At 42.2% G+C, this 25,670-nt stretch carries 21 protein-coding genes; 7 read left to right on the top strand and 14 right to left on the bottom strand.

Annotated features, from left to right (window positions below; translation table 11 throughout):
• The first annotated feature begins 137 nt into the window (after nucleotides 1-137).
• From ACXADT_RS04130 to ACXADT_RS04115, 4 genes are all read left to right on the top strand, one after another.
• Entirely contained in the window at nucleotides 138-1,370 is a 1,233-nt protein-coding gene (locus ACXADT_RS04130; protein WP_474833276.1) for an aminopeptidase, read from the top strand.
• A 159-nt stretch (nucleotides 1,371-1,529) separates the two neighbouring features.
• Nucleotides 1,530-2,459 carry an ATP-grasp domain-containing protein gene (locus tag ACXADT_RS04125; protein WP_474833274.1) on the top strand — a complete coding sequence of 310 codons (930 nt, stop codon included), beginning with the start codon at nucleotides 1,530-1,532 and terminating at the stop codon, nucleotides 2,457-2,459.
• A 136-nt stretch (nucleotides 2,460-2,595) separates the two neighbouring features.
• Nucleotides 2,596-3,741, top strand: coding sequence for a DUF2515 family protein (locus ACXADT_RS04120; protein ID WP_474833273.1), 1,146 nt, complete (start codon nucleotides 2,596-2,598; stop codon nucleotides 3,739-3,741).
• Complete coding sequence (locus tag ACXADT_RS04115) at nucleotides 3,738-4,628, top strand: helix-turn-helix domain-containing protein (protein WP_474833271.1); 891 nt, start codon at nucleotides 3,738-3,740, stop codon at nucleotides 4,626-4,628. Before ACXADT_RS04120 ends, ACXADT_RS04115 begins: the two co-directional genes overlap by 4 nt.
• Before the next feature lie 50 nt (nucleotides 4,629-4,678).
• On the opposite strand, the gene ACXADT_RS04110 is transcribed toward ACXADT_RS04115, so the two are convergent.
• Nucleotides 4,679-5,851 (bottom strand): GNAT family N-acetyltransferase, encoded by a 1,173-nt coding sequence (locus tag ACXADT_RS04110; RefSeq protein ID WP_474833269.1) that lies wholly within the window; start codon nucleotides 5,849-5,851, stop codon nucleotides 4,679-4,681.
• Between the two features lie 179 nt (nucleotides 5,852-6,030).
• Here ACXADT_RS04110 and ACXADT_RS04105 point away from each other — a divergent pair, with 179 nt between their 5' ends.
• Nucleotides 6,031-6,312 carry a spore morphogenesis/germination protein YwcE gene (locus ACXADT_RS04105; RefSeq protein ID WP_270180529.1) on the top strand — a complete coding sequence of 94 codons (282 nt, stop codon included), beginning with the start codon at nucleotides 6,031-6,033 and terminating at the stop codon, nucleotides 6,310-6,312.
• Between the two features lie 43 nt (nucleotides 6,313-6,355).
• On the opposite strand, the gene qoxD is transcribed toward ACXADT_RS04105, so the two are convergent.
• From qoxD to qoxA, 4 genes are read right to left on the bottom strand one after another with little or no spacing between them, the layout of a single operon-like run.
• Nucleotides 6,356-6,679: a cytochrome aa3 quinol oxidase subunit IV gene (gene qoxD, locus ACXADT_RS04100; RefSeq protein ID WP_474833268.1), complete on the bottom strand. Its 324-nt coding sequence runs from the start codon at nucleotides 6,677-6,679 to the stop codon at nucleotides 6,356-6,358.
• Between the two features lies 1 nt (nucleotide 6,680).
• The gene (gene qoxC / locus ACXADT_RS04095) at nucleotides 6,681-7,289 is read right to left on the bottom strand and encodes a cytochrome aa3 quinol oxidase subunit III (protein ID WP_270180531.1); all 609 of its coding nucleotides are present in this window, start codon (nucleotides 7,287-7,289) and stop codon (nucleotides 6,681-6,683) included.
• Between the two features lie 14 nt (nucleotides 7,290-7,303).
• Nucleotides 7,304-9,235 carry a cytochrome aa3 quinol oxidase subunit I gene (qoxB, locus tag ACXADT_RS04090; RefSeq protein WP_474833266.1) on the bottom strand — a complete coding sequence of 644 codons (1,932 nt, stop codon included), beginning with the start codon at nucleotides 9,233-9,235 and terminating at the stop codon, nucleotides 7,304-7,306.
• A 17-nt stretch (nucleotides 9,236-9,252) separates the two neighbouring features.
• Nucleotides 9,253-10,263 carry a cytochrome aa3 quinol oxidase subunit II gene (qoxA, locus tag ACXADT_RS04085; protein ID WP_270180645.1) on the bottom strand — a complete coding sequence of 337 codons (1,011 nt, stop codon included), beginning with the start codon at nucleotides 10,261-10,263 and terminating at the stop codon, nucleotides 9,253-9,255.
• A 337-nt stretch (nucleotides 10,264-10,600) separates the two neighbouring features.
• On the opposite strand from qoxA, the gene ACXADT_RS04080 reads away from it, so the two are divergent.
• The gene (locus ACXADT_RS04080) at nucleotides 10,601-11,392 is read left to right on the top strand and encodes an SDR family NAD(P)-dependent oxidoreductase (RefSeq protein WP_474833265.1); all 792 of its coding nucleotides are present in this window, start codon (nucleotides 10,601-10,603) and stop codon (nucleotides 11,390-11,392) included.
• A 35-nt stretch (nucleotides 11,393-11,427) separates the two neighbouring features.
• Here ACXADT_RS04080 and ACXADT_RS04075 read toward each other — a convergent pair whose 3' ends face one another.
• The 3 genes from ACXADT_RS04075 to ACXADT_RS04065 form a co-directional block, all read right to left on the bottom strand.
• Complete coding sequence (locus ACXADT_RS04075) at nucleotides 11,428-12,882, bottom strand: sucrose-6-phosphate hydrolase (RefSeq protein ID WP_474833263.1); 1,455 nt, start codon at nucleotides 12,880-12,882, stop codon at nucleotides 11,428-11,430.
• Between the two features lie 62 nt (nucleotides 12,883-12,944).
• Nucleotides 12,945-14,339 (bottom strand): sucrose-specific PTS transporter subunit IIBC, encoded by a 1,395-nt coding sequence (locus ACXADT_RS04070; protein WP_270180535.1) that lies wholly within the window; start codon nucleotides 14,337-14,339, stop codon nucleotides 12,945-12,947.
• Between the two features lie 163 nt (nucleotides 14,340-14,502).
• Nucleotides 14,503-15,489: a LacI family DNA-binding transcriptional regulator gene (locus ACXADT_RS04065; RefSeq protein WP_474833262.1), complete on the bottom strand. Its 987-nt coding sequence runs from the start codon at nucleotides 15,487-15,489 to the stop codon at nucleotides 14,503-14,505.
• A 175-nt stretch (nucleotides 15,490-15,664) separates the two neighbouring features.
• Between ACXADT_RS04065 and ACXADT_RS04060 the strand changes: the two genes are divergently transcribed.
• Nucleotides 15,665-17,062: an MFS transporter gene (locus tag ACXADT_RS04060; protein WP_474809819.1), complete on the top strand. Its 1,398-nt coding sequence runs from the start codon at nucleotides 15,665-15,667 to the stop codon at nucleotides 17,060-17,062.
• Between the two features lie 29 nt (nucleotides 17,063-17,091).
• Here ACXADT_RS04060 and ACXADT_RS04055 read toward each other — a convergent pair whose 3' ends face one another.
• The 6 genes from ACXADT_RS04055 to ACXADT_RS04030 all read right to left on the bottom strand — a co-directional run bounded on the left by ACXADT_RS04055 (nucleotide 17,092) and on the right by ACXADT_RS04030 (nucleotide 25,591).
• The gene (locus tag ACXADT_RS04055) at nucleotides 17,092-18,411 is read right to left on the bottom strand and encodes an FAD-dependent oxidoreductase (protein WP_474833260.1); all 1,320 of its coding nucleotides are present in this window, start codon (nucleotides 18,409-18,411) and stop codon (nucleotides 17,092-17,094) included.
• 88 nt (nucleotides 18,412-18,499) lie between these two features.
• Nucleotides 18,500-20,368, bottom strand: coding sequence for a cation:proton antiporter (locus ACXADT_RS04050; RefSeq protein ID WP_270180539.1), 1,869 nt, complete (start codon nucleotides 20,366-20,368; stop codon nucleotides 18,500-18,502).
• Between the two features lie 118 nt (nucleotides 20,369-20,486).
• Entirely contained in the window at nucleotides 20,487-20,789 is a 303-nt protein-coding gene (locus tag ACXADT_RS04045) for a helicase-related protein (protein ID WP_474833259.1), read from the bottom strand.
• Complete coding sequence (locus ACXADT_RS04040) at nucleotides 20,680-21,579, bottom strand: DEAD/DEAH box helicase (RefSeq protein WP_474833257.1); 900 nt, start codon at nucleotides 21,577-21,579, stop codon at nucleotides 20,680-20,682. The genes ACXADT_RS04045 and ACXADT_RS04040 overlap by 110 nt, the downstream gene beginning before the upstream one ends.
• A gap of 46 nt (nucleotides 21,580-21,625) precedes the next feature.
• Complete coding sequence (locus tag ACXADT_RS04035; protein ID WP_474833256.1) at nucleotides 21,626-23,782, bottom strand: DNA topoisomerase III; 2,157 nt, start codon at nucleotides 23,780-23,782, stop codon at nucleotides 21,626-21,628.
• Nucleotides 23,783-23,935: 153 nt separating this feature from the next.
• Nucleotides 23,936-25,591 (bottom strand): glycoside hydrolase family 13 protein, encoded by a 1,656-nt coding sequence (locus ACXADT_RS04030; protein WP_270180542.1) that lies wholly within the window; start codon nucleotides 25,589-25,591, stop codon nucleotides 23,936-23,938.
• Between the last annotated feature and the right edge of the window lie 79 nt (nucleotides 25,592-25,670).

Raw genomic sequence — 25,670 nt, 5'->3', positions numbered from 1 at the left:
CTAATAAGATATCCTGAACACCGACTATTTTTCCAGAAACTTGTTTCAAGATAGCGCTTTCAATAAATATTCACTGCTTCCCAATAAATCTGATAAACTGAACTTGTATGATTATAAACGGATAAAGGAGATTATATATGACCACCTTTCATGAAAATTTACAAAAGTATGCTGACCTTGCCGTTAAGGTCGGGGTTAACATCCAAAAAGGACAAACCCTTGTCGTAAACGCACCGCTTACTTCAGCTGATTTTGTTAGAAGAATTGCTGAAAGTGCCTATGACGCAGGAGCTAAGAACGTACACGTCGAGTGGAATGATGAAACATTAACTCGAATCAAATACGAAAAAGCTCCAGATGAAGCATTCAAAGAGTTCCCAATGTGGAAGGCAAAAGGTTTTGAAGAACTAGCAGAAAACGATGCTGCTTTCCTTTCGATCGTTTCTTCGAATCCTGACTTATTGAAAGGCATCGACCCTGAACGCATATCGAATGCCAGCAAAACGGCGGGTAAAGCCCTAGAAAAGTACCGTGATTACATCATGTCAGATCACAACAGTTGGTCAGTTGTTGCTGTTCCTTCTAAACAATGGGCTGCTAAGGTTTTCCCTGATTCGCCAGAAGATAAGCAAGAAGAGCTGTTATGGGGAGCTATCTTTGACGCAACGCGCGTCTCAACGGGAGATCCGGTTCAAGCTTGGAAAGAACATAGCGCAAACCTCGAGCAAAAAGTAGATTACTTAAATGAAAAGCATTACAGCAAGCTTCACTACCGTGCACCTGGAACTGACTTAACGATCGAGCTTCCTGAAGCTCACCAGTGGGTAGGTGGAATCAGTGAAAATGTTAAGGGAGACCACTTCGTCGCGAACATGCCAACTGAAGAAGTGTTTACGATTCCGCACAAACATGGCGTTAATGGTGTCGTGACCTCAACGAAACCACTAAGCTATGGTGGTACTGTAATCGAAGAGTTTTCATTAACGTTTGAAGGAGGACGCATCGTCAAAGCAGAAGCAAAATCGGGTGATGAGACCTTGCAACATCTACTCGATACGGATGAGGGTGCACGATACCTAGGAGAAGTTGCTCTCGTGCCCCACAACTCCCCGATCTCGAACGTAGATACGATCTTTTTTAACACCTTGTTCGATGAAAATGCTTCGAATCACCTTGCAATCGGAAATGCGTATTCCTTCTGTTTAGAAGGCGGAAAAAACATGTCGAAAGAAGAGCTTGAAGCAGCAGGTGCCAACGAAAGTGTGACGCATGTCGATTTCATGATCGGTTCTGAAGAAATGGACATCGATGGAATTAAGAGCGATGGTACGAGCGAACCGGTCTTCAGGAACGGCAACTGGGCTTTTTAATCGTAGACTTAAAGCTAACGAGATTACTCGTTAGCCTTTCTTTTGAGCAGTGCCAAACTGTATCTGCCTCACTGCCGTCACGCTAGGAATTTTACTCGATTTGCTTTATACTTGAGTAAATCTATAGGAATTTCTGTCATTCGTAGAGGAGGCAATATCATGAGTGCAAAGGTTTATATCATACATGAGAATGAAGAATGGACGGAACCTTTAAAAGTTCATCTAGAAAAACTCGGAGTTCCGTTTGAAGACTGGTTTTCACACGAGGGATCGCTTGATTTAACAACTGTTCCTCCAGAAGGAGTTTTTTATAACCGAATGAGCGCTTCTTCACACACAAGAGGTCATCGCTATGCGCCTGAATATACGGCTGCAGTGCTCTCCTGGCTTGAAAGCCACGGACGTTTGGTACTGAACGATCGTCGTGCGCTAGCACTTGAAGTAAGTAAAGTTGCGCAATACAATGCGCTCAGACAACACGGAATTACAACACCAAAAACCATTGCCGCCGTAGGTAAAGATCCGCTTATCGAAGCAGCCGACAACTTCGATGGTCCGTTCATCACAAAGCACAACCGGGCAGGGAAAGGCCTCGGTGTCCAGTTATTCCAAAGCAAGGATGCATTGAAGCAGTATGTAGAAAGCGATGACTTTGAAGAGTCGATCGATGGGATCACGCTTCTCCAAGATTATATTGAATCTCCTGACTCCTCGATTACTCGGTGTGAATTTGTCGGCGGTGAGTTTTTATATGCCGTCCGCGTAGATACATCTGAAGGATTTGAACTTTGCCCAGCAGACGTTTGCCAGGTTGGCGATTCGTTTTGCCCAACTACTGAAAAACCAAAATTCGAGATCATCAAGGACTTCGACCATCCTATTTTGAAAAACTATGAATCTTTCTTGAAAGCGAACGGTATTACTTTCGCAGGAATCGAGTGCATAGAGAACAAAGATGGCGAATTATTCACGTACGATGTGAACACAAACACAAATTACAACCCAGATGCAGAGAGAGTAAGTAATCTTTCTGGAATGCGAGAAATTGCCAAGACGCTAGAACATGCACTAGCGCAAGTGCAACTATAATTCCTAAGCTGTCGAGTAGCCTCGGCAGCTTCTTTCTATGTATAGATGTCTATACCTCTAGTTAGGTAGGATGTGCGTATCATCTTCTCACTTTGAAACTCGAGCATACACTTTAAGAGTGAGGGAGGTGTGTACGTTGAATAGATTACTAGCTAATATAAGCCTTATGCCTAAGAAGAAAACACCTCCGTATTGGAAAGACCTTAAAAAGGAGTTAAAAGAAGCGCTCAAAGGAACTCACCTAGAAAAGACTAAGAAGCTTTCACAGGAAGATAAAAGGGTGTTACATGCGATCAGAACCCAAACCAAGCTTGCTAATCGTGACAATATCACTCGGACAAACGCTTATTTACGTTTCTATTTGGAGTACGAAGAAATTCACTGGTCTCTTCTTGCGCATATGGTTTCAAGAAATGCAGGTTGGACGATGACAGACTTAAAAGGAGAGTACTTGCCTATCATTCTCTCTCCTTCTAAACGAGACGATTTCTTCTCGTTTTTAGAACGGGGAAACTGGTTGATCTTTCAAGATGCGTACCCTCAACTATTGATCTACAAATATAGTATTCTTCAGTCGAAACCGCTGTTTTACCTACTGCCTCATCTCCATGTTTCATCGTTTATGGAAGTGATCTGGACTTACTATTGGAAAACCAATGACCCTCACTTGCTTACAAGTGCATTAATCATCAATGAACAAAACTATATCGATTCCCGCATCATTCAGAATAATCATTTCAAAACTGCTGTCTTGAATACATTAGCGTTTCAGCTTCAGGATGTACTGAATACGAATACGATCTTGTTCCCGATGAAGGATGGAAAGAACGTGTTGTTATCAGGGGCAACCGTACACCACTTTTCGCATCTAAGAGAGCGAATCAAGTTTGGAAAGCATCTCTACTATCTACTGTTCTCAAAGAAAGCTACCACGGATGCGGTCCTTGATTGGTGCGTACACCACCCTCATACAGGGTCTAGAAAAGACTACTGGAATCATCTTTTTCACCATGTAAAAGAAGGAATTCCAGGTGAGAAAAGGGTATTAACTAATTGTGAGGTTCAAACCGGACCTCGTATTTTTAGTCCTGAATTAACAGTCTGGAAGGAAGTCGCGCATCAAACACCGACCATACATGACTGGTTCAAAAGTGGGGACTGCATAAACGATCTTATTCCGTCAGAAATCGATTCAGCTGGTAACATTCAGCGAATTCACTGTCGTACTCTTGAAATGCTCGAAAAAATCACATTACTACATACGATTGGGTTGATTCCATGACGTTTGCGGCACTAGGCATCGAAATCAAGAACCTAAGAAAATATAGAGGATTCTCTCAAAAGGAATTAAGTAGAGGCATTTGCTCTCAGGCTCAGATCAGTAAGATTGAAAAAGGGGACGTTTATCCACTGGCTCCAACTCTCTACGAACTTTCAAATCGACTCGGTGTCGATATTAATTACTTCTTCGAAAGAACGTTGATCGAAAGGATCGATTATGTTCATGAAGTCTATCTTCAAGTAAGAAATGCGATTAAAGAATTTGACTATAAAAAGGTTGTGGAGATCGTTCGAACAGAACTTCGCAATCCACTTTATCATCAAAACTTGGAATTCAAGCAGTTCATTATGTGGCACAACGGTATTTGTCAGTATCACCTCTACCAAGAAGCGCATTCCGCCATTTCTATGATCGACCAGGCATTTAAGCTAACGTATACGAACAAATATTATAGTGAAAGAGAGATTGAAATTCTAAATAGTAAAGGCATCATCTATTTACTTACAGAACAACTCTCGCTAGCTATTTCATTGTATAAAGAGCTGATCGAACAACATAATCGCTTGAAGCGAGTACTCGATCATACAGTTAAGATACGGTTGTTTTACAATCTTGCGAAAGCCCTTAGTAATAATAATGAACATGATGAATCGATTACGATCTGTAAACGGGGGATCGATTATTGTATCCATACCAACAGCATGTATTTATTTGGACAACTGCACTTCCAGATTGGCTTTAATCACCATCTAAATGGAGAAGAAAGGGAATCCATCAAGCATCTCGAAAAAGCGCACACGATATTCGATTTACAAAACCAAGAAGAACTTAAAGCACACGTGGAGAAGGAATTTCTTCAGGGGCACGGTGTGAGGCAAACGACATGAGCTAACGATTAAAGCAGGCCGTTTAGGTTTTCTAAACAGCCTGCTTTTATTTAAAAGAAGTCCATGAAGTTCGTTTTTTGATTCGATACAATTCTTTCAAGTTTTCTTACGTCTTGCTCAGGTCCTTCGATTAAACCTGCTTCATAAAGAAATGCTGGCTTTTGATATCCCATCATCACTGCTGTTAAGGTATTGATGTTGCAGCGAAGCCCTCGCTTTGGCGGGTGGGCACATGAACTATTCTGGTTATCTCCACGGAACACCTTCACCTTGTCTTCTTCAAGTAGAAATGTGCCATTGTTCCATTCTGCATGTTCATCATATACATGTAGAAAGAGGGTTTCTCCCCCTGTGGTCAGGGGATACTCGTTAAGAAAGCCTTCAGCATCTACGATTCGAGCCATAAAATATGGTTCTACTTCCGTTTTAAGCTTTGGATTTTGAAGTAGGTATGGCAGCTGATCGCTTTCGTCTAACAATAGCGTTCCACCATCGACCATCGAGTCATGCTGACATAAGTAGTTCCACAAACCTCTTCTAGCATCTCCATCGAGGGCAACGAATTCTTCCACCTCAAGATTACGATCTTTCGCTTTGTAAAAAACATACCCCATCAATTTACCTTCACCATTTCGATACGTTGCGAACTGATAACCATCAGAATAAACGCGAGTCTTCCACCAGTCATCATCACGTTCTAACATTCCATTAAATTTAGCAGCGAACGCCTCGTAGATGGGGTTGAGCTGCTCGAACATATCCTCGATTGCAATCCTTCGAACGGTTCCACTTGCAGCAGGAAGTTGTTTAAAATCCTCTTTTTTTAGCGTGACTTTCTTCCAATCACTAAAGATCTCCCACCCGAACTTACGATAAAAGGCGATGTTAAATGGATGTAGGAACGATACCGTTTGCCCATTCTCTTTCATCTCTGATAGCGAATGGCGAAGGAGCTTTGCAACCTTTCCGCCTCTTCTATACTCTGGGTATGATGCTACAGAAGCGATCCCTCCCATTGCAAACCGCTTTCCTGCTATCCACGTGTGCAGATCGATAATATGGATTTTTGCTGCTAAGTTTCCATCTTCAAACTCTCCCCACACAGTATGCTCGCTGTATGCTTTTAGCTTTTTATCTAGCTCTTCTTTCGGTACATCATATTGAAACGCATACTCTGAGAGGCGTATGACATCCATCATTTCAGACTTATTTAGTTTTCTCATGACTGCTCCCTCCATTTCCTTATCCTTAGACAATCATAACAAGCGTTTGATGTTTCGATAATATGTGTAGAATTTTCGAACATTTATGGTATACTAATTGTAACAAAACATTCACAATTAAATGTTGAGTTTAGTTTATAAATACTTTTGAAAGCGGTATCAATTAAGGAGTGGATCTCATGGACGTATTTATGGTTTACTTATTTGTTATTACAGCAACGCCATTATTTCTTTGGAAAGACTATCGAAAGCTTGCATATATCCACACGCCATTCATAGTTGCCAACTGGGCTCTTCTCATCTTCTATATTGGCGGAGGTATGACACCAGCTGCTCATACAATCTTTATCACACTGTTTGTGATCAATGTATTGTTTGCTCACCTAGCTGCATTCCTTCTGTTTGCGCTGCCAATTATCCGCGAACGTGCAGCTGCAAAAAAAGTATCTTCGATGGAATAATAAAAAACACCGTCCACCCCTTGAGGTGAACGGTGTTTTCGTCTTACATAGGCATATGCATATGATCCATACCAAATGACATAACCCAGATCGAACCGGCTACTACTGCAACCGCGATAAACAAGGAGTATAGAATCGTTCCCACTTGATACTTACTATCTTCGCTCTCTGAAATATGCATAAACATGATGAGCTGGATAGCCGCTTGAAAAAGCGCGAGTGCAACGACAACAACGATGATCATCGTGTTGCTTAGTCCAGATTCAAAGCCTACCCATAGTGCAAATAAGGTCAAGATGATTGAAAGAGCGAATCCAATAACGTGACTCCATGGGAAATGGCTGTGAGTTTGCTCGTTATTCGCCATCTTACATCACCATCCCTAGTAAATAAACTGCTGTGAAAATAAAGATCCATACAACATCAAGGAAATGCCAATAAAGACTTGATATAAATACTTTTCTTGACGTGTCTGGAGTTAAACCACGTTGCTTTAACTGAATCAAGATAAGAGCGATCCAAGCGATACCCATCGCAACGTGGGCACCATGCGTACCAGTCAGTACGAAAAATGCAGACCAGTAAGCGCTAGTCGTTAATGCCGCTCCTTCATGAATGTAATGAATGAATTCATATATTTCAAAGCCGAGGAACGATAGTCCAAGAGCCAGGGTAATCCCAATCCATAGGACTAGCCCTTTTAATGAATGACGTCTCATATAATGAATTGCGAGTCCACAAGTAAAACTACTTGTTAACAGCAAGAAAGTCTCGATTAGTACACCTTTTACTTCAAATAGATCTGCCGGTACAGGACCACCTGCTGTGCGCCCGTCTAATACAAAATAGGTCGCAAAAAGCGTGGAGAAAAGCGCGATCTCTGCACCAAGAAAAATCCAGAAGCCGAGAATATTCAGACGACCCGTTTCCGTCTGGTACTCTAAAGGCGTATTTGGAGAATGTTCAACTGCATCCATCTGTCACGCCTCCTTTATTTGGTAGTCTGTTCAAGTTTTTCAATTTCTTCTACGCTCACGTAGAAGCCTTTATCATAATCAAACGAACGCATCACCATCGTTGCTAGTACTCCAATTAGTCCAGCAATCGACATCCAGTGCCAAGAGAAGACCATACCGAATCCAGAGATAAAGAAGAACGTACTCATGATGACCGGTACACCAGAGTTACTTGGCATGTGAATCGGTTTATATGGCTTCTTAATTTTATCTGTTCCTTCTTTCTTTGCGATCCAATAAGCGTCATGTCCTTTAACTTCAGGCACATGTGCAAAGTTATAGAACGGAATTGGTGCTGCAGTTGACCACTCAAGCGTTCTACCATCCCAAGGATCTCCAGTTGTCTCACGTGGAGAGTAACGGAAGCTATAGTAAATGTTATAAACAAGAATCAAGAATCCGATTCCCATTAGAATACCACCCATAGTTGCTAAAACGTTCAAACTCATCCAACCATCTGCTGCGCCATACGTGTAGACACGACGCGGCATTCCCGCAAGACCAAGGAAGTACATCGGGAAGAAACATAAGTTGAATCCTGCTACGAAGATCCAGAATGTCCACTTGCCTAGCTTTTCGTTTAAGCGGTGGTTGAACATTTTTGGATACCAGAAGTGTAGACCTGCAAAACAAGCATACACAGTACCCGAGATCAATACATAGTGGAAGTGAGCGACTAGGAAGTACGTATTATGGTACTGGTAGTCAGCTGCTGCCATTGCAAGCATGACTCCTGTCACCCCACCGATAACAAAGTTTGGTATGAAGGCGAGTGACCATAGCATCGCTGATGTGAATCGGATCCTACCTTTATACAAGGTGAATAGCCAGTTAAAGATCTTCACACCCGTTGGCACGGCAATGAGCATCGTCGTGATGGAGAAGAACGAGTTAACTGCTCCTCCTGCTCCCATCGTAAAGAAGTGGTGAACCCAAACAAGGAAGCTCAGCCCTGCGATTACGACCATTGAGTAAACCATTGCTTTGTATCCGAAAATGGTTTTACGTGCAAACGTACTGATAATTTCTGAGAACATACCGAACGCTGGAAGAATAACGATATAGACTTCAGGGTGACCCCAAATCCAGAAGAGGTTTGCCCATAGCATCGGCATACCGCCGTCCATCAATGTAAAGAAATGACTTCCGAACAAACGGTCGAATGTCATAAGTGCTAGAGCTACTGTAAGCACTGGGAATGCGAAGATGATGATCACACATGTGATCAAGGTTGACCAAGTGAAGATCGGCATCTTCATAAGCGTCATTCCAGGTGCTCTCATTTTCATTATCGTCACGAGGAAGTTAATTCCTGTTAACAATGTACCGATACCCGCGATCTGTAAGCCGAGTAAGTAATAGTTTTGTCCTACGCTTGGACTCAGCTCTAGTCCTGCTAATGGAACATAGCTTGTCCACCCAGCAGAAGGAGATCCTCCGATAACGAATGAAATATTAAAGAGCATTGCTCCCATAAAGAACGTCCAAAAGCTTACCGCGTTAAGAAACGGATAGGCTACGTCCCTCGCTCCAATTTGGAGAGGAATAACGACGTTCATTAAACCAATTAAGAACGGCATGGCCATGAAGATAATCATGATCGTACCGTGAGTTGTAAAAATTTCGTTGTAGTGAGTGGAGTCCAGGAATCCTGCGTCCGGAACTGTGAGCTGCGCTCTCATCAAGAGGGCATCTACACCGCCTCGGAATAACATAAGGACTGCAGCGATCACATACATGATACCTAATTTCTTATGGTCAACAGTCGTGAGCCACTCTGTCCAAAGCCACTTCCATTTCTTGAAATATGTCAGAACAAAAATGACGCCGATCAACGTTAACGCAATAGAAACATCGGCACCATATATAAGTGGATCACCTGTGACGAAAAATTCATCCCATTTCATGGTGACTTCCTCCTTCCTTAGTGCGACTCAGAGTGAGTGCCTTTATCTTCAGATTTCGAATGTTCATCATGGTTTTCATGTCCTTCATGGCTGTCATGACTTTCATCATCTTTGTGATCTTTATGTTCGTCGTGACCCTCATGTCCACCGTGAGATCCATGTGAATTTCCTTCTTTATACTCATCTAACGGGAGACCATTCCGTACTCTTGTTGCATATTCTGCATCCATACCGTGATCGACCCATTGAAGGTGCGTTGAGGAGAATGTCATTTCTTCAGCATGACCCTTTAACATCAACTCGTTGTATTTTTCTTGAGTTAATTCAGGCGCGTCCTGTGCCTCATCAACCCATTCTGCATACTCTTCTTCCGTTTGAGCTGTGACAGTAAACACCTGCTCTGTGAAGCCTTCACCTGTGAAGTTCGAGTTTCGGCCTCGATACTCTCCTGGTTCATCTGCCTGTAAATAAAGTTCTGTCATCATTCCGGACATCGTATATTCCTGACCACCTAATGATGGAATCCAGAATGATCCCATTGAATCAGCAGAAGCAAGCTTGAATAAGATAGGACGATCTTCTGGAATGTGGATGTAGTTAACCGTTTCGATATCCTCTTCAGGATAGCTAAACACCCACTTCCAATCGACGGAAGTCGCATGAATAACAACAGGTTCTTTGTGAGCCGTTGCTTCAGGAGGCTCTTCTAGCGCATAGATTGTTTTTACTGTTGGGATTGCAAGTGCAATCAAAATAATAATCGGAATAACCGTCCAAACAATTTCTAAAAATACATTTCCTTCAATTTCTGGAGGTTCATATTCAGGTCCGCTTTTTCGCTCTCTATATTTTACAAGTATGACTGTAAACAGAACGAAAACGACAACAACTATAAACAGCATTAATCCAATGGAGAAAAGAATCAGATTTGCTTGTTGTTCCGCTACGGGTCCTTTTGGATCAAGCACAGTTAAGTTGCTACAGCCGCTCAGAACAATGACAGACATGAACAGGGCGAAAGCTAGCATCGACTTTATTCGCTTCACCGCAAGGCCACCTTCCTTTCTTTCTCTATAGTAAAATCATAATTTCAACCTGATAAAACCGCTTAATGACAGTGCTTCGCAGTATCAACTATTATTCTAGCAGGGCAATAATAAAAATGTGATACACATCACAATGTGTCAAAAGTTGCTCAAGTTTCTATCACTTTTTCGACACATTTCGTACAAACTTTGTACATAATTGTGGAATTTTTTAACCTTAGTAGGCGAGTTTTTCCTAGGGCAGGCAAGTTTATTGAACAACTGTATTATTGTTTGATACAGTTGTCGAGGAACAAAGGTTGTTTGAAAGGAGATTATCATGGATTTACAAATGAAAAATAAGCTAGCCGTCGTTACGGGCTCTACTTCTGGAATCGGAAAAGGTATCGCCGAGGTATTGCTTAAAGAAGGAGCAAACGTCATCGTCAATGGTCGTTCAAAGGAACGTGTAGATAGTGTGGTTAAAGAGCTATCTTCATTCGGAGAGGTGTACGGCATTGCAGCAGACCTTTCACTACAGGATGAAAGTGAGCGTTTTGTTGAAGAAGTACACAAACACGGCGCAGTAGATATTCTTGTTAACAATATGGGAATGTTTGAAGTCAAACCGTTCGATCAAGTGACAGATGAAGAATGGATGACTTATTTCCAAACAAATGTCATCAGTGCAGTGAGACTTACTCGAAACTTCCTGCCATCTATGCTTGAAAGGAATTCAGGAAGAGTGTTGAACATCGCAAGTGAAGCGGGAGTAAAACCACTTTCTCAAATGATTCCATATTCCGTTTCAAAAGGTGCGATGATCAGCCTTTCACGTGGCCTTGCTGAAACGACGAAAGGAACGAACGTTACTGTTAACTCCGTTTTACCAGGACCAACCTGGACTGAGGGGGTAGCTGGCTTCATGAAAGGCGCTGCTGCAGAAGAGAATAAAGATCTAGAGCAATTTACGAAAGATTATTTCAAAGACAATGAACCAACATCTCTTATCCAACGCTTCGCAACAGTAGAAGAAGTTGCAAACACAGTGGCATACCTCGCATCTCCATTATCTTCAGCGATCAATGGATCAGCTCAACGAGTTGAAGGCGGCATTATTCGATCTGTATAACAAAGAGCCTGGCCATTCGGCCAGGCTCTTTCATTTTATATGGTGATATGGTTCTTAATGTTCCATTTCGTTACTTCAATCTTAGACTCACCTTCGGATTTAAATAGAAGGCTCTCATCTTCTTCAGAAGGAAAGTAGCGCGAAGTGAAAACTTCTTCCCCACCGTTAATAAACACCTCGATCGATGAAGAATCCACATAAAAACGCAGTTGTGTAACAGAATCGATCTTACAGCTTCTAGACTCTTCCGTTCCATCAACAAAGCTATTCCGTTTAAAAGTAAGCAGCTTTTCATCAGCATCGTATACCATCTCTGCTGCGTTTCTAAACGTAACCGAGAAAGATCCCTTTACCTCTTTTACGTTGACGAGCAACTCATATACCTTGCCATTGAGCTCTTCTCGCTCCATCTGCTCATTGTAGAGGCTCGCTTCAATTTCCGTTTTGTTCTGACGCATGTCGTTTAGCTCTTCCACCGGTAGTTGAATCAGCTTTCCGTCTCGGTAGTGAAGCTCCCGAGGAATCGTCAGCGTATGGATCCATTTATGCTTTCTCGTCGGATGATGCTCTTCATCCTGTTCCGGTACACCCATCCATCCGATAAGGAGACGTCTACCTTCTTCATCCTCGGTCGTTTGAGGTGCATAAAATTCAAATCCTCGATCGAGCTCAGTAAAGGCATCATGATCAAGGCGCCCTGTTTTATAATCGAGCTTTCCTGATAGATAACCTGTTTGATATACGTTTTGATAAGCGTAACCTTCTGGTTTAAGACCTTGAGGGGAAAAGAGCAGTACATCGCTTCCATCTAAGTGAAATAGATCCGGGCATTCCCACATGAACCCAAATTCACCAAGCTTCTTGTGTTTGGATGCTGTAACATCACCCTTCAGACTCCAGTTTCGAAGGTCAGTTGATTCGAATAGGACAACTCGCCCTTCTTCTTTGTTATTTTGTGCGCCAATCACCATGTACCAAGTATCTTCATGCTTCCACACTTTAGGATCTCGGAAGTGTGCCGTGTATCCTTCTGGCAAATCAAGCACCACACCATTTTTCTTAAAATGAATACCATCGCTCGACTCTGCAATACATTGATAACTTTCACGATTTCCGTTTTCATCTTTCACGTTACCTGTATAAAACAGCAACATTTTATCGTCATGGCATATCGCACTACCTGAATAACATCCATCTTTGTCGAACCAGTCACCTGGAGACAATGCCGGGGAACGCAATGTCCAATTCACTAAATCATTTGATGTGTAATGACCCCAGAACTTAGCACCATGTCCTGTTTTAAATGGCATCCATTGGAAAAAGACGTGATATTCCCCATTCCACTGAATAAAACCATTTGGATCATTAAGAAGTCCAACAGGCGGCATAAGGTGGAAGTGCGGAAGATGCGGATCAGACATCACCGTGTCTCTGTGCACCTCCATGTCTTCAATCGCTAACTGAATTAGTTCCTCATTTCTAGTCGTCATTTCGATCACCTAACTCGTTTATATTTGTAAAAGGGAGTCTAGGCAGACCCCCTTCATAAAAATTATTTATCTAGCATGCTATCTTTGAAGCCAAAAATCCACGTTAAGGCGAAGGCAATTCCAATCGCGATTACATTTACAAGAATATAAAGGAAGATTTGGCTGTTCAAGAACAATAGCGTACCTGGAATAACTGTTACAGCAAGTCCTGTAGCTTTTAACTTGAATAATGAAGCGAGGAATCCACCTACCGCTCCGCCGATTAGTCCCATTACGAACGGCTTCATGTAGCGAAGGTTCACACCGAAAATCGCTGGTTCAGTAATTCCTAAGAAAGCAGAAAGCGACGATGGTAACGCAAGTGCCTTAAGTTTCTTAGACTTCGTCTTCATACCGACTGCAAGTGCAGCACCACCCTGAGCTGCGATCGCTGCTGAAATGATCGGGTTAAACGGGTTAAAACCAAGATTCTCAAAAAGCTGAATCTCTAGGAAGTTAAAGATGTGATGCACACCTGTGATAACGATGATCTGGTGGAAGAATCCAATGATCAAGCCACTTAGACCAAACGGAAGATCAAGAATGAATACAGTTCCATCCATGATGTACTCTTCAACTGTGTGGAAGATCGGTCCAATTGCAAACAGTGATAGTGTAATCATGATCAGTAATACTAGAAACGGCGTTAATATTAAATCTAGTGATTCAGGAACCATCTTTCGAATCCGTTTCTCAAGTTTCGCACCGATTAAACCTGCTACGAATGCTGGAATAACCGATCCCTGATACCCAACTACTGGGATAAAGCCAAGGAATTTAAGAGGCTCAGCATTTCCTGCCGCTACCTCCCAAGCATTTGGAAGGGCTGGCGTTACGAGCATCAAACCAAGGACAAGTCCAATGGTCGGATTACCCCCGAACACCCTGAACGTTGACCATGCTACTAGCGCTGGCAGGAAGATAAACGCTGTATCCGTAAGCACTTGGGTGAACAATACGAAGTTATCTGAAATATCACCAGGCGTTAACCCAAACAATGCGAGTATTTCTTCTTGAAGAACGAGTCCACGTAGTCCCATGAATAAACCAGTAGCTACAAGAGCTGGAATGATTGGAACAAATACGTCCCCGAACGATCTGATCGCGCGTTGAAAAGCGCTTCCTTGCTTAGCTGCTTCCTCTTTTTGTTCCGATTTTGTTGCTTCCGCTAAACCGAGGGCAGATACCTCATCGAAGATACGGTTCACAGTACCCGTACCAAAAATAACTTGGTATTGACCGGAATTGTAAAAGGCACCTTTTACTTTTTCTATATTTTCTACTCTTTCTTGATCGATCTTTTCTTTGTCTTTGACCATGATTCGGAGTCTTGTTGCGCAATGTGCAACAGATTGGATGTTCTCTTCTCCTCCGATCGCATCGATTACTTCTTGTGCAATCTCTCTATTTGAAGCCATTTTCCTTACTCCTTTCTAAGTGTGGTATCGATTCCACAAAGGTTATTTTATTGCGAGCGCTTACAAGCACTCGTTAACTTCTTTCCTTATTTCCAGATTGAATCAATTTGTGTGAACGATTCCACATCAGTAGAAAAAGATATGGTATCGTTTTCATTTGCTACTATACACTATCTCTTTCAATAAGTCTATAACTAAGTTTAATTTTTTGGTTTTCAAGGCTTTTTCCTTTTAGCTGCTTTAAAATGAGCTGCGCTGTTTGACGTCCCGCATCTTCATTAAAATAATCAACCGTGGATAAAGCGGGTGTAACATGTTTTGAGAGATCAGATGCACCAATCCCGAAGACGGCCATGTCCTCTGGTACTCGAATATCCTTCTCTTTCAAACACCCGAGCGCACCGATCGCCATTCGGTCTGTTACGGCCAAAATAGCTGACGGCATGCTAGTACCACTCGTTAATCTTTCAGCTGCTTCATACCCGGATTCAAATGTGAAGTCACCATACTGAATCCACTCTTCATCGATCGATAGGTTATGCTTTTTCATTGCATCTTTGAATCCCTCTTTACGAAGAAAACCAACAGCATGATCGGTTTCTTGCACACCAATGAAGCCTATGCGCTGATGTCCTTTTGAAATTAGGGACTCCGCTATAGAGAATGCAGCATTATAATCGTCATACACGACAGAGGTAACGCCTTCGAGCTCCTGACCGAGAGCTACAAATGGACTGTTCGTTTCTTTTATCGTCTGCAATAATTCTTCATTCCGATTGGTAGCAAGTAAAATAATCCCGTCTACTTGACGACTTCTTAAGAGTTTAATATTTTCTATCTCTTTTTCTGGTTTTAGCTGTGTATTTGTAAGTAGAATTTGATAGCCGTTCTCTGCTAGTTCTTGCTCAATTCCATTGACTACCCTACTCGCAGTTTCCGTACTGATCCTTGGAAGAATGACTCCGATTACACCAGAGCGCTTCGTTCTCATCGTTTTCGCATGGGCGCTAGGAATATAACCCATTTCTTGGACTGCTTTCAAAACCTGCTCTCTTGCTTCCTGGCTCACGTAACCATTATCGTTCAATACTCGAGAGACGGTGGTTCTTGAAACACCTGCCCGTTTTGCTACATCTTTGATGGTGGTCATATTCTTCACCCCTTTCGCGAGATTTACCAATCTAATCATAATAGATTATCCGCAATTTGTCTATAACTGGTAAAAGCGTTTACTATGAGGCTAGTTAATTTACATCACGGACGTTCCATTCTATCATTAGATGGTACTAATTATTTCGAGTTCCTAAATAGAAAGAAGGGTATTCATGCCAGATTCACATATAAGCAAGGAATTCACGCCGAACGAACGAAAACGATTGATCATCTTGGTGTGTACCATTCTTGCCTTTGCCGTTATGAACGGTACGATGTTTAATGTTGCAATACCAGATATTGCAGCTGCATTCGATTTAAGTCCGTCTGAAGTGAGCTGGGTACTAACGGGATATATTCTCGTTTTCGCAATCGGTTCACTTATGTATGGAAAGCTAGCGGATATGTATCCGATCAAAACTCTTTTCACGATCGGAATTAGTATTTTTGCGACCGGAGCATTTATTGGGTTTATCTCTCCCAATTACGAAACACTGCTTCTAGCAAGGTTATTACAAGCTGCGGGTGGTGCCACCATCCCCGCACTCGCATTCATTGTTCCGATTCGATTCCTTCCAAATGAAAAAGGACGCGTATTCGGACTCATCTCCTCAACAGTTGCATTCGCTTCTGGTGTAGGTCCGATCATTGGAGGCGTCGTCGGAGGCACGATGAATTGGAGGGTTCTTTTCCTTTTTTCAGTAGCGACGGTTTTTGCGATTCCTTTGTTCCGTAAATGGTTACCTAATGAAGAAAAGCGGAAGGGTTCCGTCGATATTCCTGGAGCGTTATTGATGGCTGCTTCAGTAGCAGCGTTGCTCATTTATATCACGACTTTCTTGTGGTACTTACTTGCTTTATTCGTACTATTGTTCGGGTTGTTTCTATATCGTACGTTTACCATCGAGAAACCTTTTATCGATCCACTTATTTTAAAAAATACGAAATATACGATCACAGCACTTACAAGCTTTCTCGGCACTTCAGCACTATTTGGCCTTATTTTTGTTATTCCGATCATGTTACGTGATTTAAACGAACTGTCTACGCTATCGATCGGGCTCGTATTATTCCCTGGTGCTATGGCAGCCGGGTTAATCGGTCAATTTGGTGGAAAGCTTATTGAGCAAAAAGGCGCTACGACAGTAGTTAAGCTCGCACTACTACTCATTGCGAGCGGAACCTTTTTTATCTCAACATTCTCAGGTTATGCAGCCTGGATCATCGTTCCATGTTTGCTGATCGCTTACCTTGGATTTCCATTGATTCAGAGCTCTACTGCTGACTTGATTTCTTCCATTTTACCCGAGCATCAAAACGGAGTGGGAATGGGTGTCTTCAACTTATTAAACTTCATGGCAGGCGCATTCAGTTCAGCGATATTCGGTCGTCTCCTGGACATGCAAAATGTGTCCTTAGCCTTAAATCCACTAGCGAAATTAGGCGACAATATCATCTATAGCAACCTCTATATCGGATTAAGTCTTGTAGCGATTGTGGCGTTAAGTGTTTTCACATTGAAGTTCCGCTTGAAGCATGAAAGGAAATTGTCTGAGCGACCTATTTCATAGACCATTAGACCGGCCCAAAAGGCCGGTCTTTATATATGTTCTGCAGTATAAAGTCCGCTCGCCGCTGCCTGTGACAATGAATGTGTTTCGCCGGAACAATCTCCGATTAGATAAAGTCCTTCCACATCCGTTTCAAACCATTGATTCGTCTTGATTTTCGGCTCATAAAATTTGGCGTCTATCCCATATAACAGCGTATCGTGGTCGATCGACTCACCAATAAGTTCTTCTAACGATTGTAAGAATTCTAGTATTGCCGTAATGTATTTCGCTGGCACTTCTTCTCTTAAATCTCCTGGTTCTGCTGACAAAGTAGGACGTATCGTGTTCTCCATAAGGGCTTCATCTGTAGTAGCGATTCTATCTAACAAGTTCTGAAGTCGCTGGACGACTACACGCCCTCTCTCCCGATTAATACCTCCGATAATGTGTTGAGCAAAAGCATCCGCTTCTTTTTTAGAAGCAAAGATTGTAGGTACAAAAAGAGTGAAGTTAAGGTTTTGACTCTTCCCTTTTTCTAATTGATTCTGACCGTCAGGCATAACAAGGCCATGTTGATGTTTTCGTATGATACGACCATTCGGATTCATACAGTACGTTGTCGCTTCGTAATCAGTACCTTTTAAGTGGAGCTTTGTTTCAAAAGTATCTTTTAAAATTGTTTGGAGCTGATCTCCCCTCATCTCAACTCGGATCCCTAAGTCTAACCGGGATGGGCCTCTACGAAGTCCTAACGCCTCGCATTTCTCTAACATCCACTCACTGCCGCTGCTTCCCGTTGAAAGGACAACCTTTTTTGATCTGAAAGTTCCATGATTTGTTCTCACTGAAAAATCACGTTCCTTCGACACTTCCACGACATCCGCTTCGAATAGGAAATCGATGTGACGGTTCAAATCATCATATAAGTTTTGGAAAACTTCTGTTGATCGTTTCGTGCCGAGATGGCGAACGGTCGTTGATAGCACTTTTAATCCATGCTGCTCCGCTTCGGAAGCTAATTGTGGATTATGCGTTTGATAGCTCGGTACAGTTCCTCCTCCATACGAGCAAATCACGTCATCGACTTCTTTCATCAAAAGCAGCGCATTCTCGTTGCCAATCTTCATTCCTAAGCTACCACCAAAATCATTCGTATAGTTAAATTTCCCTTCTGATTTACCAAGCCCGGCAAAACCTATGTATTGATCACAAACTTCACAGTCGCAACCGTCTCCCTGACACGTTCGCTCATGAAGCTTTTTTCCTTTATCGATCATCAAAATACTGGCGTTAGGATGCAGTTTCGTCAGCTTATGAGCCATGAATATGGCGCTGACTCCTGCTCCGATTATAATGACATCATACATGTGACCCCTCCGGTTCCTACCTTTTTAGTCAGCATACCATATGGCGACCGTTCCTTACCCATATAAAAAAAGGAAAAGGCCCGTCACGTCATTCCTGACGTTCTTGGACCTTTTCGTCTTCACCTCGTTGCTTTTCAAGCTTTTGCTGGATACGATTAAACTCTTTACTCGGAGGCATTAAACTAACGACGACATCCCCTGCTTCAGCGCTCGACTCGAAGTCATGTGAGAAGAATTCGAGCTTTCCTGAAGGCTTTTTGATGAACAGCTGTACCGTTTCTTCATCAATTTCCTCTAGGTATTGGTCATAGTTATATTGCTGAGTGATGTTCGTCTTACGTAATACATAGCCACTTTCAACTTTTCGATTTAAGTGTTCCCAAGTCGCTCCCTCACGAAAAGCAATCCGCCCTCCAATCGTATGGACGAGCTCCTCGATGTCATCACCTCTGTCATTTCGAAGGCTGAGTTGATAGAGGTTGTTCCTTCCTATTTCCGGAACGAACGTTGTACAAACGAGCGCGTTGTATGAATCAAGTTCTGTGGCGGCAATCATATATTCGTACGGAGTCAAATCTAACCGATATTCCGTTTGCTCTGAAAGAATTTCTCCTCGATAAAAAGGAACCCCTGCTTTTCTAGCCGTAATCAATCTCTTCCAAGATGAATCAGTAACTAACACAGGTACTTTTAACTGTTGAAGCGTACGTGAAAGAGCGGTACTGAATGAGCTCCCTCCCACGATGACAACACCAGGCTGCTCGTCACTCGCTAGATTTAACTTTTCAGCTGTCCAGCGAATAGAGAAACCATGAGCAACAACTGTTGCGAAGACAAGGGCAAAGGTTAAGGAGATCAGTATCTTTGCATCCTCAAATCCTGCATCGAGCAGAACACTGGCAAAATAACTTGCAACCGTTAATGCGACGATTCCACGAGGTGCAATCCATCCGACAAGCGTTTTTTCCTGCCAAGAAAGATCAGTTCCAAGTGTAGACAGCCAAATCGATAGTGGTCTTACAATAAAGAGCATCAACAGTACGAACGCTAAGATCTGCCATTGGAAGATCTCCAATAACGTTTCGACGGATAGAGATGCCGTTAGCATGATAAAGACAGTCGATATGAGTAAAACAGAAATGTTCTCTTTGAAATGCCTCATATCATCGATCGACGAGATATGCATATTTGCAATCGTGATCCCCATTGCAGTTACTGCTAATAATCCTGTTTCATGTGAGATCTCATCCGCTACTGTGAAACATAAGATCACGACACCAAACACTACTGGAGATTTTAGAAATTCTGGTACGTACCCTTTCTCAAACATCCATCCGATTCCGCGTCCACATAAGAATCCAAACAGTGTCGCAAAGAGGGATGCTAAGAAGAAGAAGAGAAGGACCGTAGGCGTAGCTTCTTCAAGTTGAAGAAACTTGATGATTTCAAACGCGAATACCGCAAGAAGTGCACCGAGTGGGTCTACGATGATTCCTTCCCACTTTAATATCTTGGCTGGTCTTGGCTTAAGTTTCGCCTGTCTCAACAACGGTAAGATGACGGTCGGTCCGGTCACGATAAACAAACCACCGATCACAAACGCTACTCCCCATGATAACCCTGCCACATAATGTGCAGACAGAGAACCTAATAACCATGCTAGAAAGGCACCCACGGTTACGATTCTACCCACAGGTTTTCCTAGTCCCTTTATTTCGCGAAAATCTAAATTCAAACTTCCCTCAAATAAAATAATTGCAACTGCGATAGAAACAAATGGATCGAACAACTCTCCAAAAACGTTATCTGGGTGTAGTATTCCGAAGATCGGACCTACAAGCAGTCCGATGATGGACATGACTACGATGGCTGGCATGTTAAAGCGCCAGGCAAACCACTGTGAAAATACACCTAGGACGCCGACAAGCATGATATTAAACAAGATCGAATCTACCACAGGTAGCCTCCTTATCAAATCAGTTCTTTTATATTTAAGTATTCTATAACTTTAAATGATTTCAGTAAAATTGTATGGATTTCTGCTCACGTTTTTTTGAAATTAGTAAATAGTGCTCCTACAACGTTTTTCTTTTTAATTGTATTTGTAAGGACCTTTCGATCATTCGTAGCATGTTCTCATCTGAAGGAGTAGCAAGTGTAACGGCTATACCTTGAGCTCCCCCTCGCGCAGTCCTTCCAATCCGATGAACATAACCCTCAACATCGATGGGAATGTCATAGTTGATCACATGTGTCACCGCCTCGATATCAAGACCTCTTGCCGCAATATCCGTCGCAATAAGAAATCTCATCGTTTCGAAATTCCTCAACAACTTGTTCCCTTTTAGCTTGAGAAAGGTTCCCGTGGAATATCCCACATTTGTAGTCTTTTTCACGGAGAGATTCGGCTAAACGATCCACCCTTCTCTTTGTTCTAAAGAATAAAACGGCTTTATATGGCCGAAATTGGTGCAGGATCATCAATAAAGTCCCCAGTTTTTCCCTGGCTTTTGTAACAAAAACGGTTTGTTTGATATCTGGAACCTTCAAGACGGAATCGTCATAACACTCTTCAGGAGTTTTCAGAAATTTGTTCGAAAGCTCTTTAATAGGTTCGGGCATCGTTGCGGAGCAAAGAACTGTTTGTCTATTTTCCGGTAGAACGCTCATCAGCTCCATCACTTCTGGTAAAAAGCCGATATGTAACATTTGATCCGCTTCGTCCAGAATGGTTAATGATACTGAACTGAGGTCAATCGTTCCACGCCTCAAGTGATCAAGTAGTCTTCCTGGTGTTCCAACAGCTATCGTCGCTTCCTTAAGACGGTCGATTTGGATTTGAATAGCTTGCCCACCGTATACTGCAACTGCTTGTTCTTCTCTTGGTAAAAGTCTCATCACTTCATTCGTGATCTGAATCGCTAACTCTCGAGTAGGTGTCATAACAAGCACGTTTACCCTATTTTCAACAGATTTAAGCCTTTCGACTGCAGGAAGAAGAAAGCCAAACGTCTTTCCTGTACCTGTTCTAGCCCTTACGATCGCATCCTTTCCCTCTAATATCGAAGGAATCATCTTTCTCTGTATATCAGTAGGCGTCTCTATACCATCTTCTATTAGAACTTCGATCGTTTTCTTATCTATACCCATTTTGATAAACTCATTCATCACTTACCCTGCTTTCTATCGAAAAAGAAGCAGGCGTACCTGCTTCTTACTTATCTTGATCAAGCTTCAATTTCGAAAGTGCATCAGCTAGAGCCGTATTGACCGGTTCTTCTTTTTGCTGACTCTTCATGTATTTCGAAACATCACGCTTAGATGCTTTATGATTCTTTTCATTGCTTTTTCGTTTGTTGAACGAAGAAAGCTTCTCTCTATGACCACACTTACAAATAAATGTTTGAGCTTCACCCTGTCCATGCAGTTCTAGTTTTTTCTTACACTTCGGACAGCGCGCATTCGTCACTCTACTCTTTCCTTTTCGGTAACCACATTCTCTGTCCTGACAAACAAGCATCTTGCCTTTCTTGTTCTTCACTTCTAACATCAGATTACCGCAATCAGGGCACTTTGTACCCGTAAGGTTATCGTGTTTAAATTTCTTCTTGCTATCTTTTATATTCTGCACCGTTTCTTCTGCATAAGCCTTCATTTCTTTGATAAAAGCTTGTTTTGATAGCTTGCCTTTAGCAATCGCTTCAAGTTTTTGTTCCCATTCAGCGGTTAACGCTGGAGATTGAAGCTCATCTGGAACGAGTTCAAGGAGCTGTTTTCCTTTTGCTGTTAATGTAATGTCTTTACCCTTCTTTTCGATAAGAAAACTATTGAAGAGTTTTTCAATGATGTCCGCTCTCGTTGCAACTGTACCGAGACCACCCGTTTGACCAAGCGTTTTGGCAAAGCGTTTGTCTTGCTTCTCTAAGAATTGCGCTGGTTTTTCCATGGCAGTTAGTAATGAGCCTTCATTGAAACGCGCCGGTGGATTCGTTGTTCCTTCTGTTCTTGTGAGGGAAAGAACCTTAAGCTTCTGGCCTTCTTGAAGCTCTGGTAGCAGTTCGTCCGACTCTTCGTTACCATACACTTCCTTCCAACCTTTAGAAACCACCTTTTTCCCTTTTGCTTCAAACGATTCGCCGTTGATCTTCGCTTGAACTGTCACCTGCTCGTATTCATAAGGCGGGTACAAAGCAGCTACAAAACGCTTCACGATCAGATCGTACACCTTACGATCTTTGTCACTTAACTCTCGAATGACTGGATGCTGCTCTGTTGGAATGATCGCATGATGATCAGATACTTTCCGATCATCGATAATATGATTCGCCCTAAGTGGTTGTGATGTGATCTTTTTAGCAGTTTTTTCATAGGAGGAAACGGCTTGAAGTCGTTCTTTAAGCGTTTCTTTCATATCTGAAGACAAGTAGCGTGAATCTGTTCTCGGATACGTGACAAGCTTATGTTGCTCATATAACCTTTGCGTAGCTGACAGCGTTTCTTTTGCCGAAAATCCATACCTTTTGTGGGCTTCTCTTTGTAGTTCTGTAAGATCGTAGAGGCCAGGTGAATATGTTTTCTTCTTCGTCTTATCGATTGCTTGAACAGTCGCATCTTCATTACTCGTTTTATTCTTGATATCATCGATTTTGCTTCGATCAAAAAGGTTACTTTCGTTATTGCTGCTACGCCATTTGAGTGAGAACCCGTCTACAACAGCTACAAGTCCATAATACTTTTCAGGCTTAAACGATTTAATTTCCTCTTCACGATGCGCGATCATGGCAAGAGTTGGCGTTTGGACCCTTCCGCTAGAAAGCTGAGCATTAAATTTCGTTGTTAACGCTCTTGAAGCATTTAAGCCAACGTACCAGTCTGCTTCAGATCTTGCGACTGCCGATTGATATAATGCTTCATAGTTCTTTGCGTCTTTTAAGTTTTTGAAACCTTCTCGAATCGCCTTATCTGTAACAGACGATATCCAAAGTCGTTTCATCGGTTTATTCACTCGTGCTTTTTCGATGATCCATCTTGCTACAAGCTCACCTTCACGTCCTGCATCAGTCGCAATGATAATCTCGTTTACATCTTTACGGTTCATTTGAGCTTTAACGGCGCTAAATTGCTTACCGCTTCGTTTGATGACAACAAGTTTTAGCGGCGAAGGCAGCATCGGTAAGTCATCTAAGTTCCACGTTTTGTATTTCTCATCATACACTTCTGGATCTGCCAAGGTCACAAGGTGTCCTAATGCCCATGTGACGATGTAGCGGTCTCCTTCTAAATACCCGTTACCTTTCTTAGAACAATTCAGTACTCTAGCAATATCTCGTCCAACTGAAGGTTTCTCAGCAAGAATTAATTTTTTACTCACTATACCAATCTCCTCAACAATACCTATACTTTTCTATCATCATACCAGCTACATTGTTGCACGTGAAACATTCTAGTTAAAAGAAGCATTTCTTTTACTAGCTGAAAGATAAAAGAAAGCTGCTTCAGACGCAGGTCCGAAACAGCTTATCGATTAAATTCTATACACTCTTGCTTCATATGGTTTTAGGACTAAAGCTGTGCTCTCACTTTTTTCGATGTCGTAATTATGAAGCAACAGGTTTTGATGCTTCAAATCTAAGTCAGCCGTAAACTCTGCTGCTTCAGTCGAAAGGTTCGTGATCACCACGACGCGATCGTCACTTGTCGTACGCGTATAAGCGTAAATTTGTTTATGATCTTTAAGGATCAGATCATAAGCTCCATACGTGAAAACAGGATTTTCTTTTTTTAGAGAAATCATATCCTTATAGAATGAAAGCACGGATCCTTCTTCTTGTTCTTGTTTTGCAACGTTGATTTCCTTGTAGTTAGGGTTCACTTTCATCCAAGGAGTCCCTGTTGTAAATCCAGCGTTCGAATCCGTGTTCCACTGCATCGGTGTACGACTATTATCTCTGGACGATGCCCAGATCACTTTCATGATATCTTCATGAGATACGCCTTTTTCTCGCTGAATACGATAGCGATTTTTATCAGCTACATCATCATAATCATCGATCGATGGGAACTGAACGTTCGTCATTCCAATTTCTTGTCCCTGGTAGATAAAAGGCGTTCCTTGCATGAGGAAATACATCGCACCCATTGAAGTCGCGCTTTCCTTCCAGAATTCTTTGTCATTTCCCCATGTAGAGACGACACGCGGTTTATCATGATTCTCTACGAAAAGAGCATTCCATCCATCATTCTCGAGGCCTTTCTGCCAACGAGTCAACACTTTCTTCAATTCAACGATATCTAATTCACTGTTTTCTTCAGCATCCCATAGTCCAAGGTGCTCAAACTGGAATATCATGTCCATCTTACCTTGTTCTTTACCGACCCATTGATCTGCTTGATCGATCGAAACACCGTTTGCTTCACCGACTGTCATAACATCGTAGTTTGCGTACGTCTTATTCTTAAATTCTTCAAGGAAAAGCTGAATGCCTTCCTGATTCATATGCATATCGAAAGATGAAACATACTTCTCATCTTTAGGGTTAGGCATATCCGGTAGACCAGGGCGCTTTTTAATATGACTGATCGCATCGATGCGGAAGCCATCGATTCCTTTATCGAGCCACCAGTTTACGGTTTCATATAAGGCATCACGGACATCTGAGTTCTCCCAATTTAGGTCAGGCTGTTTCGTTGAAAAAACATGCAGGTAATACTGATCAGTTGTCTCATCGTACTCCCACGCAGAACCTCCAAAGATACTTTCCCAGTTGTTTGGTTCATGTCCTTCTTTACCATCTCGCCAAATGTACCAATCACGCTTTGGATTTTCCTTTGAAGAACGAGATTCAATAAACCATCTGTGCTCGTCACTCGTATGGTTCAGTACAAGGTCGATGATCAACTTCATTCCACGCTTGTGCACTTCACGAAGTAGAAGATCAAAATCCTCCATTGTTCCGAAGTCGTCCATAATATCTTGATAATCCGAAATATCATACCCATTGTCATCGTTTGGAGACTTATACATCGGACAAATCCAAATGACGTCGATCCCTAAATCTTTAATATAATCAAGTCGTTCTATAATCCCTTGCAAATCACCAATTCCATCACCGTTGGAGTCCTGAAAGCTGCGGGGATATATTTGATAACCGACTGCTTCTTTCCACCAAACTCTATTCATTCTCCTACACCCCCATCAATTTATAAAAAAGAGTTACCTGTAAGTGCAAACGTTTGCTCAATTGTGTAATAAAAAAAGC

The organism is Anaerobacillus sp. ABR4_321 (assembly GCF_056158505.1).
This window is presented reverse-complemented; position numbering and strand designations above follow the sequence as displayed.

Excerpts from the sequence above, each read along its gene's own strand:
- qoxC (WP_270180531.1), bottom strand. The coding sequence starts at position 7,289 with ATGGATGCAGTTGAACATTCTCCAAATACGCCTTTAGAGTACCAGACG.
- qoxB (WP_474833266.1), bottom strand. The coding sequence starts at position 9,235 with ATGAAATGGGATGAATTTTTCGTCACAGGTGATCCACTTATATATGGT.
- ACXADT_RS04075 (WP_474833263.1), bottom strand. The coding sequence starts at position 12,882 with ATGACGACTAGAAATGAGGAACTAATTCAGTTAGCGATTGAAGACATG.
- qoxD (WP_474833268.1), bottom strand. The coding sequence starts at position 6,679 with ATGGCGAATAACGAGCAAACTCACAGCCATTTCCCATGGAGTCACGTT.
- ACXADT_RS04070 (WP_270180535.1), bottom strand. The coding sequence starts at position 14,339 with ATGGCTTCAAATAGAGAGATTGCACAAGAAGTAATCGATGCGATCGGA.
- ACXADT_RS04030 (WP_270180542.1), bottom strand. The coding sequence starts at position 25,591 with ATGAATAGAGTTTGGTGGAAAGAAGCAGTCGGTTATCAAATATATCCC.
- ACXADT_RS04105 (WP_270180529.1), top strand. The coding sequence starts at position 6,031 with ATGGACGTATTTATGGTTTACTTATTTGTTATTACAGCAACGCCATTA.
- qoxA (WP_270180645.1), bottom strand. The coding sequence starts at position 10,263 with ATGCTAGCTTTCGCCCTGTTCATGTCTGTCATTGTTCTGAGCGGCTGT.
- ACXADT_RS04080 (WP_474833265.1), top strand. The coding sequence starts at position 10,601 with ATGGATTTACAAATGAAAAATAAGCTAGCCGTCGTTACGGGCTCTACT.
- ACXADT_RS04065 (WP_474833262.1), bottom strand. The coding sequence starts at position 15,489 with ATGACCACCATCAAAGATGTAGCAAAACGGGCAGGTGTTTCAAGAACC.
- ACXADT_RS04110 (WP_474833269.1), bottom strand. The coding sequence starts at position 5,851 with ATGAGAAAACTAAATAAGTCTGAAATGATGGATGTCATACGCCTCTCA.
- ACXADT_RS04115 (WP_474833271.1), top strand. The coding sequence starts at position 3,738 with ATGACGTTTGCGGCACTAGGCATCGAAATCAAGAACCTAAGAAAATAT.
- ACXADT_RS04055 (WP_474833260.1), bottom strand. The coding sequence starts at position 18,411 with ATGTATGATGTCATTATAATCGGAGCAGGAGTCAGCGCCATATTCATG.
- ACXADT_RS04060 (WP_474809819.1), top strand. The coding sequence starts at position 15,665 with ATGCCAGATTCACATATAAGCAAGGAATTCACGCCGAACGAACGAAAA.
- ACXADT_RS04130 (WP_474833276.1), top strand. The coding sequence starts at position 138 with ATGACCACCTTTCATGAAAATTTACAAAAGTATGCTGACCTTGCCGTT.
- ACXADT_RS04040 (WP_474833257.1), bottom strand. The coding sequence starts at position 21,579 with ATGAATGAGTTTATCAAAATGGGTATAGATAAGAAAACGATCGAAGTT.
- ACXADT_RS04125 (WP_474833274.1), top strand. The coding sequence starts at position 1,530 with ATGAGTGCAAAGGTTTATATCATACATGAGAATGAAGAATGGACGGAA.